Below are 15,354 nucleotides of genomic sequence, written 5' to 3'. Positions count from 1 at the left end.
GCTAATGACCACGTTAACCACGGCTTTGGCTGGTTAACGTGGTCATTGGCAGCCCGGCCGGCGACGCGGGCGCCCGGCCGCGAGATCGGCGCCGTCGCCACCCGGGGCAGCAGCCTCGCCACGCCAGTAGGTGCCTGGCCACGTCCCGGCGCGTGGTTAACCCGCTAAAGCCGTGGTTAACGTGGTCATTCGCAGCCCGGCCGGCGACGCGGGCGCCCGGCCGCGAGATCGGCGGCGTCGCCACCCGGGCAACAGCCTCGCCACCCGGGCGGCAGCTACGCCACGCCAGCAGGTGCCTCGCCACGCCCCGGCGCGTGGTTAACCCGCTAATTGCGTGGTTAACGTGGTCATTCGCAGCCCGGCCGGCGACGCGGGCGCCCGGCCACGAGATCGGCAGCACGCCACCCGGTCAGCGGCCTCGCCACCCGGGCAACAGCCTCGCCACGCGGTCGGCGGCTTCGCCACGCCAGCAGGTGCCTCGCCACGCCCCGGCGCGTAGTTAACCCGCTAATTGCGTGGTTAACGTGGTCATTCGCGGGCCGGGCGGAGGCTGCAGCGCTAGGTGCCGATGGTGCTTTCCCGTTCGATCAGGGTGAAGTCGGCGACGACCTGTTGGGCCGGCCGCTCCGTCCCCGTGATCCGGTCGGTCAGCATCTGGAGTGCGGTACGGGCGATGCCCACCTTGTCCGGTGCGATCGTCGACAGTGACGGTGTGCACAGCCGCGCGCCTTCGATGTCGTCGATGCCGATCACCGCGATGTCGTCCGGGACGCGGTAGCCCTTCAGCATCAGCGAGCGAATGACCCCGAGCGCGACCCTGTCGTTGAACGCGAAGATCGCGTCCAGGTCCGGCGCCCGCTCGAGCAGCTCGTCGAGCGCGACCGCCACGGCCTCCGGTGTGTGGTCGCCGGCCGGATGGACGAGGAGGGCGGGGTCGAACGGCAGGCCGTTGTCGCTGAGCGCGCGCTCGTACCCCTCGTGCCGCCTGGTCGGCTCGATCGGTCCCCGGCCCCGCCGGCCCGGCGCACCGATCGCCGCGATCCGGCGGCGGCCGAGCTTGGCGAGGTGGTCGACCGCGGCGTACGCGACCGCCCGGCTGTCGATCGCCACGCTGTCGGCGGTACGCACCCGCCGCTCGCCCAGCAGGACGAGCGGCGTCTTGTCGACGCGCTCGCGAAGGTACGGCACCGGAATCGACCACGGCTGCAGGATGATCCCGTCGAGCAGCTGGCTGCGGAAGCCTTCGGCGACCAGCTTCTCGCGGTCCGGGTCTCCGTGCGTGGCGTCGATCAGGACCGTGAGCTCCCGGGCCGCCGCCTCCTTCACCACGAGGTTGGCGATCTCGGCGAAGTAGGGGCTGCTGAGGTTCGGCAGCGCCAGCGCGATCACGCCGGTACGCCCGGTCCGGAGGTTGCGCGCCGCGATGTTCGGCCGGTAGTCGAGCTCGGCGATCGCCTGCTCCACTTTGGCCTTGGTCGTGTCCGTGAGATACGGGTATCCGTTCAGCACGTTCGAGACCGTCTTGACAGAGACGCCGGCGAGCTTCGCGACGTCTCTCAGGGTTGCGCGCATTCCCACCTCCAATCCACCGATCCGTCAGGCAACGTTATCCGGGTACGGTCCGGGCCCGAAACATGCACAGTCATCCAGCGTTCAGGATCCGCTCTCTGGGCACGACACCGCAGCGGTCCGCCCAGGCCTGGTACGCCGCAGCGAGCCTGGCGACGAGCTCCGGATGCCCGGCCGACACGTCGTGCAGCTCGGTCCGGTCGGCCGACAGGTCGTAGAGCTCCCAGTCCTGCGGATACTTACGGACCAGCTTCCAACTCCCCTGCCGGACCGCCGCGTTGCCCTCGTGCTCCCAGTACAGGAAGCGCGCCGCCACCTCCGCGCCGACAGGCTCGCCGCGCCAGGTCGACAGCATGCTCGCGCCCTCCGGCGGCAGCACGCCGGCTCCGGTGCCGGACGGATGCTCGACGCCGGTCAGCTCCAGCACGGTCGCCATGATGTCGGGCAGCTGGAACGGGTCGTGCCGGATAGCACCCGGCTCGAGCCCGCCGCCCGGCCAGTGCGCGATCAGTGGCGTCGCGATCCCGCCTTCGTGCACCCAGTGCTTGTACTCGCGAAACGGCGTGTTCGAGAGGTTCGCCCAGGCCGTGCCGTAGCTGGCGTAGGTGTCCTCGGCCCCTGGCAGCACCGACGGCGTGTTGCCGCGAAACACCCTCCGTCCGTCGCGGGTCGCGGCCGGCAGGTGCAGCGGCAGGTCGGTCAGCTCGTCGGTCCAGGCCGGCCCGAGGTTCTCCGCGCAGCCGCCGTTGTCCGAAAGGAACATCAGCACGGTGTTGTCGAGCTGCCCGGTGGCCTCCAGCGCGGAGACGACCCGCCCGACCGCCGCGTCCATCTGGTGCACCTGGGCGGCGTACACCTCCATCCGGCGCTGCTCCCACTCCTGGTGAGGTGTGTCGTCCCACGGCTTCACGTCCGGGTCACGATCGGAGAGCGCCCACGCCGACTCCAGTACGCCGAGCTCGACCTGCCGGTTGTTCCGCCGCTCACGCAGCACGTCCCAGCCTTCGGCGTAGCGCCCGCGCATCGCCTCGATGCCGGCCTCCGACGCGTGCAGCGGCCAGTGCGGTGCGGTGAACGCGGTGTAGAGGAAGAACGGCCGATCCGCCGAGCCACCGCCGGCGTGCGCGGTGATGAAGCTGGCGGCCGTCTCGCCGATCGCGTCGGTGTAGAAGAAGTCCGGCCCCATCTCCTCATCGGTGACCGGCCGCTCGTCGCGGGTCAGCGTGTTGGGGTTCCAATAGTTGCCGGCGCCGACGATCGTCCCGAAGAACCGGTCGAACCCGCGCCGCGTCGGCCAGGCGTCGTTCGGCTCCTCCATCAGGCCACACAGGTGCCACTTGCCGCTCATGTACGTGGCGTAGCCGCCGTCCCGCAGCACCTCGGCCATCGTCGCGCACCGGTCGTTGATGGTTCCCGGATAGCCGTACGGACGCTGGTCCTCGGTCAGGATCCCGATGCCGGTCTGGTGCGGGTGCAGGCCGGTCAGCAGCGACGCACGGGACGGCGAGCAGCGCGCGGTGTTGTAGAACTGCGACATCCGTACGCCACCGGCGGCCAGCCGGTCGAGGTTCGGTGTCGGGATCTCACCGCCGTAGCAGCCGATGTCGGAATATCCCATGTCGTCGACGAGGATGACGACCACGTTCGGCTTACCGGTCATGACTTCCCTTCTGCGGGTTCCAACTCGAGCACGGTGACCGACGCCGCGGGGAAGGCGTAGTCGAACTCACCTGTACCCGTTGTAAGTGTGCTGTCCGCGACCTGGATGTGGTCCGGCTGCTCGCTGCTGTTGTAGTCGGTGAACGACGAGCCGGCGACCGTTGTCAGCGCGACGTTCTCCTTGTGTGCGAAACCTTCCGGCGCGATACGTGCGGTGAGCGCCTCTGTCGGGTGCCGGTTGACGACGACGATTCGGAGCACACCGTCGTCGCCCACGCTCGCCGACGAGGCCAGCGCGCCGTACGTTCCCCAGCCCGGCTTCGGCTGCTCGGGCGCGAGCTGCGGATCGCCACTCGCGTTCGTCCGCACCGTGGTCCCGCCCGCCGCGAGCACCGGCTTCAGCTGCTCCCGGGCCGTCGCGTCCGCGGTGAAGACGTACTCCGTCGGGCCGCCGAGCACCGCCCGCAAGCCTGTCGGCGCTTCGGAGATCAGCGTGTTCCCCTCCGCCCACGGCAGACCGAGCTGCGTGAAGTTCACCCACTGCGAGGCCATGTAGGCGACGTGCGACATCGACGTCTCCCAATGGGGATAGGCCGGATGCTGGCCGAGCCCGCCGAACCACAGCGCGCCGAACTCCGACACCGCGACGTACGCGTCGCCCTTGCTGTAACGCGCGACCTCGGCCTGCAGGCCGGCGACCAGCCGCCGCCCCTTCTCCTCGCCGAGCATGTACTCGTCGTGCCCGTCGCGTGCGCTCACCCAGTCGTCGGCGCCGAAATCCTGGCCGAAGCTGGTGTACGGGTGCATGACGACGCAGTCGTAGTCGTCGGCCAGTCCGTGCTGCGCCATCAGCCTGGCGAACGACGCCGTACCCAGCCCGGTCTGCTCCCGGATCGGTGCCCACGACGAGCACACGTCGATCGACGGATCCGCCTTCTTGAGCTCCCGGTAGAAGTCGACGAAGCCCGGATGCGGTCCGCTGACGTAGTCGGCCGTGACGGCCTGCTCCTGCGGTGGGATCGCGCCGTGCACGCCGTCACCGAACCGCACCTGCCCGGTCCTGGCGTCGAACGTGTAGGCCTTGGCGTCCGGCCCGGTCGCCGACAGGTCGCGGACCGCCTGCCATTCGTCGCCGCCCACCTTCACTGTCTGGGAGCCCTTGACGACCGGCGGGTACAGCACCTCGAGCCGCTGGCCCGGCTCACCCGTGCTCGTCGATGCCGCCGGCCGCCGGTCACAGCCGCGCGCCAGGTTCTGGCCGGTCTGCTGTTGCTCGCCGCCGAAGGTGTACTGCCGCAGCTTCTTCTCCGGATCACCGACGGCCCGCCAGTACTCCTGGCCGCCGCGGTCCGGCTCGTTCCCGATCTCCCAGTACTTCACGCCGTACGGCCCGGGATGGCCGTTGGCCGCCCGTTTGCTCGCCCAGGCGACGCCGCCGCGAGGGTTCGTGCCGACGGGCGCGTTGAAGTACTCCACCCAGTCGGCCGCATCCGCCGGACTCTCGTTCGCCATCGGCACCATGATCTCGGCTGTGGCACCGGTCGCCTGGATCACCTCCATGTACTCGTCCGGCCCGTACGTGCTGTCGAGTGATCCGGCTCCGCCCTTGTCGCGCCCGTCGGTCTGGCAGCCGCGGTCCTCGACCGGGCCGATCGCCTGCTTCCAGTCGTACAGGTTGGCAGGAGTTCCGCCGGGGAACCGGAGCATGCCGACACCGGCGCGGACGACCTTGTCCACCACCGCCGGGTTGGGCGCGTTCGCCTCCGGATCCCACAGACCATGAGCGTTTCCGAACCACTGGTCGTTGTTGGAACCGGTCAGCTCACGCGACACCGGGCCGATCACGTCGTCCGGGTCGACGTCGATGGTCGGGGTCGCCGGCACCTCGACCATCGTGATCGAGTGGGCGGGAAACGTGTGGCTGAAGCCGGTTCCGGTACGTGGCTCGGTCGTCGTCGACACGCTGATCGCGTCGGGGTTCTCAGCACTGTTGTAGCTCGTCAGGCTGTCGCCCTTCAGGGTGCGGACGGTCACGTTCCCGGAACCTTGCGACGGCAGCGCGACGGTCGACGTGACGCCGGTGTCCCGGTCGCGGTTCAGCACGAGCAGCCGGATCGTTCCGTCGTCCGCCCGGGTGCTCAGCACGCGCAGCGCGTCGAAGTCACCGTCTCCACGTGGGTTTCCCACGATCGAGCTCTCGACCGGCCGCGTTCCCACCAGGTCTCCTACGATCCGCAGCATCCGGGCTCGCGCGGTGTCGAGGAAGTCCGGCGCACCGCCGAACAGCTCGCCCGCCGTGGGCTGTGCTCCGTTGAGGTTCGACGACACCGCGAGCGGGACGTCGTGCTCGAGCATCCCGATCACGAGACCCGCATGGAGCAACGTCGTCGACATCCCGCCGGCCCAGCCGGCAGGCGCCGGACCGGTGCCGCCCTTGGCGATCGCGCCGTACTCACTGACTTCCAGGTACGGCTTCCTCTCAGTCGGGCCGTACTCGTCGATCGCCGCCCCAAGGTTGGTCAGCTCGCCGAGAACGTTGTCGACGAGCGGCATCTCCAGGTCGTGGATCCGGTCCGGCTCACCGCCGACGTCGGGGTTGGCGTACAGGTGCGGGCCGATGCAGTCGTACGGCCGCTGCTTTCCCATCAGCTGCACGAACTCGGGCTTCTCCCAGGCCGAGCAGATGTCGATCGACGGGTCGGCCTGCTTCATCGCGGCGTAGTAGTCGACGAAGCCAGGGTGCGGACCCGAGATGTAGTCGGCCCGGATCTCCGTGCCCTGCGGTGGGATCCGGCCATGGGTGCCGTCGCCGAACACGACCGCTCCCGACTTCGGGTCGAACGTGTAGACCGGCGCGTCCGGTCCGGCGGAGGCCAGGTCGGCGACCGGCTGCCACCGCGTTCCGCCGACGCGCAGGGTCTGACTGCCGGCGACGACCGGCGGGTAGCGCACCTGGAACCGCTGCCCCGCCTCGCCGTCACTGACTCCTGCGCTGTCGCGCTGGTCGCAGCCCTTGGAGACCGGCTGGTCGACCTGGCGCTGCTGCCCGCCGAGAGCGTACTGCCGCATCCGCTCGGTCGCGTCCGTGCTCCGCCAGTAGACCTGGTTGCCGAGGTAGAGCTCGTTGCCGAGCTCCCACACCTTGATGCCGTACGGCTCGGGGTGTCCGTTCGCGGCCCGGACCGCGGCCCAGTCCTTGCCACCATTGGGGTTCGCGCCGACTTCGGCGTTCAGGTACTCCACGAAGTCCGCGGCGTCCTGGGTCGTCTGCGTGGTGGCGTTGGTCATGATGGTCGTGCCGGCGCCCATCGCCTCGACGAGCCGCTGATGCTCGTCCGGGCCGAACCGGCTGTCGTACGGCTGGGCGGAACCGACGAATCCGCCGCCCACCTGGCAGCCACGCTCGGCCTGCGGCCCGATCGCGCGCTTCCACTGGAACAGGTTGGCGACCGTGCCTCCCGGATAGCGGACCAGCTTCAGGTTGGTCTGCCGGGCGAGGTCGACGATGCGCTGGACCGGCCGGTCGTTGCCGGAGTCCCAGGTGCCGAGGCCGTCGTCAGGCCAGCGGTGGTTGGCGCCGACGATCTGATCGGGAACGGGCTCCGCGATCGGCGTGGTCCCGACGTGGATGGTGGTCTCGGCCTGCGCGGCCTGCGCGGCCTGCGTGGACTGCACGGCTTGCCGGGCCTGGGCGCAGGCGGTGGTCGTGATCGCGAGGGTCAGGGCAAGAGCGGAGAACACCACAGCCTGCTGGGTCTTCAGCTGTGTCTTCGGCGTCATGGCGAAGCCTCCAGGGTGGTCGCGACGTGCGGGAAGACATCGCCGACCTCGGCGGCCAGCAGGCCGCGCAGCCGCGAACGCTCCTTGGCATACACCGGATCGGCCGCGAGGTTGAGTTGCTCGTGAGGGTCGGCGGTGTGGTCGTAGAGCTCGTCGATGTCGCGCGAGCGGAAGACGTACCGGAACGAGCCGGTGCGTACCGACAGGTTGATGGAGTCTGTGTCGGCGTTCCAGGTCGCCGGATCGGTGTACTCGCCGTTGGCGTCGGTCCGCATGCCGTAGAGCACCGTCTCCGCCGTGACGTACTCCCGGGTGGGCGGCGCCACGGAATCGCCGAGCATGCCGGCGAACGAGATGCCGTCGCCGGCTCCGTCCTCTCCGTCGTCCCAGGGCACGCCGGCCAGCTCGGCCAGCGTCGTCGCGATGTCGACGACCGACACCAGATTGCTTGTACGGGCGGACTCTCCGGCGTCCGGATGCCGCACGAGCAACGGGATCCGCAGCGCCTCCTCGTAGTGCAGGAGATGCCCCTTCTCCATCAGGCGGTGGGCGCCCATCAGGTCACCGTGGTCGGAGGTGTAGACGATGATCGTGCGGTCCAGCCCCCCGGTCCGCCGCAGGTGCTCGACGATCGCACCCACCTGAGCGTCGACGAGCGCGCACAGACCGAGGTAGTGCGCGATCAGGTCGACCCAGCCGGCCTCGTCGAGGTCGGCGTACTTGGTGGCGAAGTGCGACTCCCGTACCTCGCGGGGCCGTGTGCCCGGGCCGGTCGCGAAGCTGGCCGGCAGCCGCACCCGGGAACGGTCGACGAGCGTGTCGTACGGCTCCGGCACGATCATCGGGAAGTGCGGCGCGTTGTACGAGACCGCGGCGAACCACGGCCGGTCGCCCGGCGCGTCGTCCAACGTCCGCAGGAACTGCCCGGTCTGCCAGGTCTCGAGGAAGTGCTCGAGCGGGATCTCCGCGGGCCCCCGATGCGGCGCGGTCCGCAGGGTCCGCACGTCGGCCGGCGTGAGGTTCTCGATGTTGCCGTCGACCAGCTCGTAGCCGGCCGCCTCGGCATACGCGCGATACGGCTCGATGTAACGTCCCCGGTCACGACCGTCCAGCACGGCGGGGATCGCGACGTGCTCGTCGAACCCCATCCGTGCCGGCGTCGTGCCGGGAACGTGCCACTTGCCGCAGTAGACCGTGTGGTAGCCGGCGCGCCCGAACGCCCGCCCCAGCCCCGCTTCGCGCAGGGCGGGGTTGACAGCGCGCCAGTTGCCGAGCACGTGGTGGTGCCGCGGCATGCGCCCGGTCCACAGGCTCGCCCGGGACGGGCAGCACAGCGGGAACGGTGTGTAGGTGCGCTCGAAGACGGTCGACTGCTCGGCCAGCGCATCGAGATGGGGCGTGTGCGCCGCCGGGTTGCCGGCGTAGCCGAGCGAGTCCCAGCGCTGCTCGTCGCTCATCACGACCAGCACGTTGTACGGCTGTCCGCCATCAGTCGGGGCAGCGCCCTCGCCGGCTGCCATCCTCACCCTCCCCCGGATCCCGGCCGGAAGAAGCGCACATAGTCGAACGCCGCGACCACGGTGTCCATGTCCTCGCTGCCCTCGATGCCGTACGCGGCGAGGCCGATCCGCGGCTCGGAGCCGGCGGGAAGCGCGCGCACGCCGTGCCAGAGCCAGCGCCGGCCGTCCCGGCTCGTGGCTGCCTGGTAATGGTGTTCTCCGGACTCCCGGTCGACGGTGTGCCGCAGTCGCAGCCACATCGTGTCCGACGTCGGGCCGACCTGGGCGCTGCCGTACGTCACGCCGGTCGGCCACGGCACCTCCGTGCCGAAGTCGACCATCCGCGTACGGTTGCGCGCCCCGTAGGTCAGGCCGACGAACTCGTCGTCGTTGCCGTAGACCACCACACCGGCCTGCGGCCAGCCGGACGGCACGGTGTCGCCGAACGGAACGGTCACCTTGGTCTCGAGCGTCCAGTCGCCGCTCGGTGCATCGGCCAGCAGCAGCGACGCCGAGTCGTCCGGGTTCGGGCGCCGGTCAACCAGGTCGGTGCGCTGAACGGGGAACCGCAACTGGCCCTGCTCCACGGTCGCCGCCGGCGAGCGCAGCCACGACCACCGCGAACCGATTCCCGTGCCGAACTCCTCGTTCAGCGCCGGCGCCGGCTCACCGGCCCCGGGATCGGGCAGCTTGCGGGTGACCGGCCGGAACAGGGCGGCGGCGGTGACGTCGTCGAACGCCGCGCCCGCTCCGGACGACACCAGGCCGACCCGCGCGGACTCGGCGGCCGCCGGCAGCGACAGGCCGACCGCCGCGAGCGAGTCGCCGAGACCGGCGTCGGAGACCTCTGCGCGGAGTTGCCGGCCGCGCAGCCGGAGGTCCACCTGATGCCAGTCGGCGTAGGCGAATCCCGGTGGTAGCGCCGTCCGGCGGCGGTCGAGCAACCGGCGTCCACTCCACACTTCACCCACCAGCGAAGCGGTGGACCGGTCCAGGACGGCCCGCACGCGGTAACCGTCCTGCTCGAGCACGAAACCCGCCGAACCGGCTTCGCTTTCGCCTTCGCTTCCGGTCGAGCTCAGCCGCACCGCGCTGTTGATCCGCACATCACCGTCGACCTCCCGCGCGGCGAGCAGCGTCCGATCGCCGGCCGCGCTTCGCAGGTACCCGCCGGCCGGTTCCGTCCCGACCTCCCAGCCGTCACCGCCGGCCCACTGCTCGCCCGGTGCTGTACCCGGATCGCCTGACTCGAAGCCGTCGGCGATCCAGCCGTCGGCTCGAGGAGCCGGGAGCGGCCCGTCCAGGACACCGCGACCGGCGTTGGCGGTCGGCCAGCCGTCGATCCAGTCCAGCCGGCTGATCACGAGGTGCCGGTCGTTCGCCGTGCCTTGCAGGTAAGGGTGCTCGCGATCGATGCCATGGCTCACCAGCCACTGCTGACCGGCCAGGTCGGTCGTGATCGAGGTGTGTCCGACGCTCACCCAGCGGTTCCCGTTCGGAACCTGGACGGGCGTGCCGCCGCCGTCCTGCGCGAGCATGGAGTCGCCGTCCCGGCTCACGAACGGTCCGCGGGGATCGCGCGACCTGGCGACGTGGACCGGGTAGGCCGACGCCGGGCCGGCGCAGCAGCCGCCGATGACGGAGGCGAACAGGTAGTAGTAGCCGTCGCGGTAGACCAGATCCGCTGCCTCGTAACGGTTCTCCGGCGTCACCTGGGTCGCCTCGCCGACCGCGGTCAGCCCGTCGGGTGACAGCTTCACCACCCGGATGCCGCCGTTGACCGAGCCGTAGTAGAGGTAGCGCTCGCCCTGAGGCGTGGCGACCATATCGGGATCGATGACGTTGCGCCAGGCCGTCACGCCAGGCCGCGGTTCCCAGGTCTCCGGACCGGTGACGTACGCACCGGAGTCGGTCCACGGCCCGGCCGGTTGCGGCGCGGTCGCGACCCCGATCGCACGCCAGTGCTGGTCGGTTCCGACGTTGACGACATAGGAGTAGTACAGGACGTACCGGCCGCCGAAGTACTCGATGTCCGGCGCCCAGTACATCCGCCGGGCGGCATCGCCGTAGCCGTCGTAGCGCGGCTCGGTCTCCGGCGTGAAGACGTCACCGGCGTACTCCCAGGTGTCGAGATCCCGGGACCGGACGATCTTCAACAGGTGGTAGGAATCGCCCGCATACCTCGGATCGGCCGTGGCATAGGCGTACCAGTACCCGTCGCGTCCCCGGATGATCGACGGGTCCGCGAAGTTCTCCGACGCCTCGTCCGCGACTGGATTGGTGTAGACCGGGTTGCCAACGGTCGGGTCCGGGGCCGAGGCCTGCCCGGCGGCCACGCCCGCGCTCGGCAGCAGCGTCAGCACGAGCACGGTGACCGCCAGCACGATACGCACGCGGCTCACTGGCCCTCCCCTACTTGTACATGTCGAGCGTGTAGTCCTGCCGTGGCTTCCAGTCCGGGAACGCCCAGTCGTCGAGCTCGACCTCGGCGCCCTTCTGCTTGGCCGCCGCGAGCGCGGTCTCGCGCGCCTTCTGGCTGCGGTCGCTGAGGTCCTTCAGCGACTTCCGCACGTCCTTGAGGTGCCCGGAGAACAGCCCCTGCACAGTCGTGCCGAGGTCGGGGTCGATCGGCTTCATCTCGGCGTTCACCTTCGAGATGTCCGGCTGCTTGACGACCGCCACCGGTGCGAGGAACACCGCGTCCTGGAACCAGCCGACGACCTTCTTGTACGTCGGGTGCACGTCGGCCCTGTCGACGGCCGAGGCGTCCAGCGGCGGCTGGTCCATGTTGGCCGCCAGCCCGGTGTAGTAGTCGGGCGTGGTGAGCATGCTGAGCAGCTTGCTCACGTCCTTCGCCCGCTTGGACTCTCCGGAGCAGAAGAACGCACCACCGGACGGCCCGCGGTAGCCCGTCACCTGCGTGCCCTTCTCCGGAACGAGCATCGGGCCGACCCCCAGCTTGTCGGTGAACGACGCGAGGTCCTGCACGACGACGCCGGGGCACCACGGCCCGTCGAGGTAGTAGCCCGCGACGCCGGCCGCCCAGCGGGCGCGGGTGGCCTTGTCGACGAACGTCTCGGTGCCAGGCACCATCAGGCCGTCCTTCTTCATCGACAGCCAGAACTCGATCGCGTTGACGTAGGTGTCGTCGTGGTAGGCGAACTCGCCGGTCCTGAACAGCTGGCCGTCGGTGCCTTCGAAGCCGGCGCCCTGCGCCAGCCCGTTGATCTGCTCGGCCAGCCGCGGCGGCTGCCCGAGACCGAGGATCCAGCCGTAGACGTTGTCGCCGGCGGACTTCTGGATCGCCTTGGCGGCGGCGCGAAACTCCTCGTACGTCTCCGGTGGGCTCTCCGGGTCGAGGCCGGCCTTCTCGGCGTACTCCTTGTTGAACCAGGTCGCCGGCTGGTACTGCCGGAAGCTGAAGATCGGGAAGCTGTAGACCTTGCCGTCGAACTTGTGAATGCCGTCGACCAGGGCGTTCTCGGGCAGGGCGTCCAGTGCGGCCTTGGAGAGCTGGATCGGCTGGAACCAGTTGTCCTTGATCAGTGCGGGGATCGGCACCTGCAGGCCGACGTTGCTCATCACGTCGGGCAGCTGGTGGCTCTGCTTGGCGAGCTGCAGCGCCTGCCCCATCTTCCCGGTCTGTTGCGGCGTGTACTCGACGGCGATCCCGGTTTCCTTCTGGAACTTCGCGAAGACCTCCTTGTGCAGGTCCTGCAGCGGGTTGAAGTGGTCCCACCACTGCAGCGCGCCGGACTCGCGCCCGCCACCACTCGACGGGTCTGGGCCCGTGCTGCACGCGCCCAGCGACAGGCCGCCGGCCAAGCCGCCCGCGAGCAGGCCGGTTCCCTGCAGGAACCTCCGTCGGCTCAGCCCAGTCATCGGCCCAGTCATCGCGTACCTCCGTACATGTCTGTGGTGAAGTCGTTGCCGGGTTGCCAGTTCGGGAACGCGAAGTCGGCGGCGTCGACCTCGGCACCCTTCTGCTTGGCCGCAGCGATCGACTGCTCGCGCGCGGCCATGCTCTTGGAACTCAGCTCGGTGAGCGCCTTCTTCACATCGGTGACGTCGCCGCTGAAAGCGCCGGACACGATCTGCCCGAAGTCGGGCTCGACCGGCTTGGCTTCCGAGTTCACCTTGTCGATCTGCGGGTTCTGCTGGATCGGGCTGGGCGCGAGGTAGACCTGCTCGCCGTACCACTTGACCAGCCGCGCCCACGGCTCGATGACGTCCGCCTTGTCGATCACCGACAGGTCGAGCGGCGGCTGGGCGAGCGCGGAAGCGATGTCAATGTAGTACTGCTCGTCGGTGAGGTGCTGCAGCAGCTTCGGCGCCTTGTCGGCGTGCGCGGAGCTCTTCGACAGCCAGAAGACGCCGCCCTGCGCGGTGCGGTACGCCACGCGTTCGGTCGACGAGTCAGGCACGAGCATCGGCGCCACGTCGACCTTGTCCAGGAACGACGGTGCGTCCACCTTGACGCTGCCCGGGTTCCACGGGCCGTCGAGGAAGAAGCCGGCGGCACCGGCCGCCCACTTCACCCGGGCGTCCTTGTCGATCAGCGTCTGCGAGCTCGGGTGTACCAGGCCGTCCCGCTTCAACGAGAGCAGGAACTCGATGACGGTCAGGTACGCCTCGTGGTGGAACATCGTCTCGCCGGTCCTGAACAGCGTTCCGTTGAAGCCCTCGAAGCCGGCCGGCTGCACCAGCGAGTGGATGATCTCCGCCATCCGGTCGGTCTGGCCGAGGTTGAGGATCAGGCCGTAGGTGTCCTCGCCTTCGGACTCGCGGACCTTTCGGGCCGCCGCACGGAGCTCGTCGTACGTGCCGGGCGGCTCCACGCCGGCTTTGGACAGCATGTCCCGGTTGAACCAGGTGCAGCCCCAGTACTGCTTCGAGCTGAAGATCGGGACCGTGTAGACCTTGCCGCCGAAGACGTGCACGCCGTCGACGAGCGTCTCCTTCGGCAGCCGGCCGAGAACCTCCTCCGACAGGCCGAGCGGCCGGAACCAGCCGTCCTTGATCAGCGCCGACGGTGGCAGCTTGAGGCCCGCGAGGCTGTGCACGTCGGGCAGCTGGTCGCTCTGCTTGGCGAGCTGCAGCGCGGGCCCGAGCTTCGGCGGCGGGTAGTTGGTGTACTCGACCTTGACGCCGGTCTCCTTCTCGAAGAGACCGAAGTTGCGTTTCTGGGCGGCCTGCAGGTTGAGGTTGTGGTCCCACCACGTGAACGGGCCGTTCGCGCTGCGGGTGTTCGAGCTTCTCGGCCCGGTGCCGCAGGCGCCGAGCGCGGCGGTGGCGCCGAGTACGCCGAAGCCCTTGAGTAGCCCTCGACGGGTGAGATCAGTCCGCTTGGAGGTCATGGTCATGCTCCTTCTGGAACCTGTGGGACCCGGATGCGCGAGTACCAGTTGCGCTCCACCTCGCGAGGCACGTAGGTGCCACGTGGCAGGTCGTCCGCGAGCCGCGTGGACCACCACAGGAGCTGCTCCGTCAACTCGAACCGGACGTCCCGCACGCTCGGGTCGTCCCATCGGTTGTCCAGTTCCAGCGGATCCGCGGCGAGGTCGTAGAGCTCGCCACAGCCGGTGTTGTCGTACGCCAGCTTCCAGTTCGCCTGGCGCAGGACTCTGGTGAAGCCGCTCTGGGTGACGCTGTTCAGGCAGTCGAACCTCGTACCCTCGTAGGGGAAGTGCAGAGGTGGACGGGCATCGTCGTCGTACGGTTGTCCCCCGAAGCCCCGCTCCCCGTAAACACTCGTGAACTCCCCGGCGGGATAGTCGCCGCCGCTGAGCATCGGCCAGAGGCTCCTTCCCTGTGTGCCAAGGGGAATCGGCTGACCCGCGACCTCACAGAGCGTCGGCATGAGGTCGGCGATCGATACGAAGTCGGTCTGGTTGTCCCGCGCCACGACACCGGGCCCGACGGCCGCGAACGGGATCCGCATCAGCGCTTCGGGCAACCCCGCACCCTTGCGCTGCAGGCCGTAGTCGGCGAAGTAGTCACCGTGATCGGCCACGAACAGCACCAGCGTGTCCTCGAGCAGGCCGTTCTCGGCGAGCTGGCCGATCAGGCGCTTCACCTGGTCGTCGATCAGGCGGAGCATCCCGCAGTAGTTCGCGCGGTACCGCCGCCACAGGTCGTCGTAGCCCGGCCGCTTCTCCTCGATCAGCTCACGCAGCCAGGTGAACTTTCCACCCTTGGCGTACGCGCCTTCGGGCCCGGCCAGGCGATCCGGGATGTCCTCCTCCGGGAACAGCGAGAAGTACGGCTCGGGCACCTGATACGGATTGTGCGGCTCGGGGAACGACACGAACGAGAAGAACGGCTTCGAGAGGTCCCGTTCCCGCAACGCCGCGATCGCGTCGGACACGATCCGGTAGGGGTACTGCACCTCCAGCGGGAACGGCGTCGGCTCACTCGCCGGACCGTGGTCGATCCCCTTCAGCCACTGGGCGAACGCCTGCTGCTCAGCGGTCTCGTCCGGGCCGCGCTCGTGGCCGTACGGGCCGGCGAAGCTGTCGAAGTCGGCCTCGCCGCGGTACATGTGCGGCTTGCCGGAGAAGTGCAACTCGTAGCCGGCAGCACGCAGGACATCCAGCAGGTCGTCGCCGCGTACCACCTCGCGGGTGGTGGAGTTCTGCCGTACGCGATGGGTCGACGGCCAGCGCCCGGTCAGCAGGCTCGTACGCGCCGGAACGCAGGCCGGCGCGGTCGTGTAGGCCCGCCGGAACCGCGATCCTCCGGCTGTGAACGAGTCGACGAACGGCATCGTGTCGAGCGGGAAGCCGTCCGCCGCCGTCAGACCGGCGCGCTGCTGATCGGTCATCACGAGCAGGAGGTTGGGACGCAT

The 15,354-nt window shown here is 69.5% G+C and carries 8 protein-coding genes; all 8 read right to left on the bottom strand.

Annotation, left to right across the window (positions count from 1 at the left end; genetic code table 11):
- Positions 1 to 558 precede the first annotated feature (558 nt).
- A complete protein-coding gene (locus ACYVF6_RS42285; protein ID WP_460531325.1) occupies positions 559 to 1,572 on the bottom strand; it encodes a LacI family DNA-binding transcriptional regulator in 1,014 nt (337 codons plus the stop codon).
- A 70-nt stretch (positions 1,573 to 1,642) separates the two neighbouring features.
- The gene (locus ACYVF6_RS42280; RefSeq protein ID WP_460531322.1) at positions 1,643 to 3,229 is read right to left on the bottom strand and encodes an arylsulfatase; all 1,587 of its coding nucleotides are present in this window, start codon (positions 3,227 to 3,229) and stop codon (positions 1,643 to 1,645) included.
- Complete coding sequence (locus tag ACYVF6_RS42275) at positions 3,226 to 7,008, bottom strand: hypothetical protein (RefSeq protein WP_460531319.1); 3,783 nt, start codon at positions 7,006 to 7,008, stop codon at positions 3,226 to 3,228. Before ACYVF6_RS42275 ends, ACYVF6_RS42280 begins: the two co-directional genes overlap by 4 nt.
- Positions 7,005 to 8,528: an alkaline phosphatase family protein gene (locus ACYVF6_RS42270; RefSeq protein WP_460531316.1), complete on the bottom strand. Its 1,524-nt coding sequence runs from the start codon at positions 8,526 to 8,528 to the stop codon at positions 7,005 to 7,007. Before ACYVF6_RS42270 ends, ACYVF6_RS42275 begins: the two co-directional genes overlap by 4 nt.
- A 2-nt stretch (positions 8,529 to 8,530) precedes the next feature.
- Positions 8,531 to 10,909, bottom strand: a complete 2,379-nt coding sequence (locus tag ACYVF6_RS42265; protein ID WP_460531313.1) for a family 43 glycosylhydrolase — start codon at positions 10,907 to 10,909, stop codon at positions 8,531 to 8,533.
- Positions 10,910 to 10,919: 10 nt separating this feature from the next.
- A complete protein-coding gene (locus tag ACYVF6_RS42260) occupies positions 10,920 to 12,401 on the bottom strand; it encodes an ABC transporter substrate-binding protein (protein ID WP_460531310.1) in 1,482 nt (493 codons plus the stop codon).
- The gene (locus ACYVF6_RS42255; RefSeq protein WP_460531307.1) at positions 12,398 to 13,864 is read right to left on the bottom strand and encodes an ABC transporter substrate-binding protein; all 1,467 of its coding nucleotides are present in this window, start codon (positions 13,862 to 13,864) and stop codon (positions 12,398 to 12,400) included. Before ACYVF6_RS42255 ends, ACYVF6_RS42260 begins: the two co-directional genes overlap by 4 nt.
- A 2-nt stretch (positions 13,865 to 13,866) precedes the next feature.
- Positions 13,867 to 15,354: an alkaline phosphatase family protein gene (locus ACYVF6_RS42250; RefSeq protein ID WP_460531304.1), complete on the bottom strand. Its 1,488-nt coding sequence runs from the start codon at positions 15,352 to 15,354 to the stop codon at positions 13,867 to 13,869.

The organism is Flindersiella endophytica (assembly GCF_054779015.1).
Note: the sequence above shows the minus strand (reverse complement) of the source record. Positions and strands in the feature narration are given on the sequence as shown.

Bases quoted from the DNA above. Each gene is read 5' to 3' on its own strand.
- ACYVF6_RS42285 (WP_460531325.1), bottom strand. From the start codon at position 1,572: ATGCGCGCAACCCTGAGAGACGTCGCGAAGCTCGCCGGCGTCTCTGTC.
- ACYVF6_RS42280 (WP_460531322.1), bottom strand. From the start codon at position 3,229: ATGACCGGTAAGCCGAACGTGGTCGTCATCCTCGTCGACGACATGGGA.
- ACYVF6_RS42275 (WP_460531319.1), bottom strand. From the start codon at position 7,008: ATGACGCCGAAGACACAGCTGAAGACCCAGCAGGCTGTGGTGTTCTCC.
- ACYVF6_RS42270 (WP_460531316.1), bottom strand. From the start codon at position 8,528: ATGGCAGCCGGCGAGGGCGCTGCCCCGACTGATGGCGGACAGCCGTAC.
- ACYVF6_RS42260 (WP_460531310.1), bottom strand. From the start codon at position 12,401: ATGACTGGGCCGATGACTGGGCTGAGCCGACGGAGGTTCCTGCAGGGA.
- ACYVF6_RS42255 (WP_460531307.1), bottom strand. From the start codon at position 13,864: ATGACCTCCAAGCGGACTGATCTCACCCGTCGAGGGCTACTCAAGGGC.
- ACYVF6_RS42250 (WP_460531304.1), bottom strand. From the start codon at position 15,354: ATGCGTCCCAACCTCCTGCTCGTGATGACCGATCAGCAGCGCGCCGGT.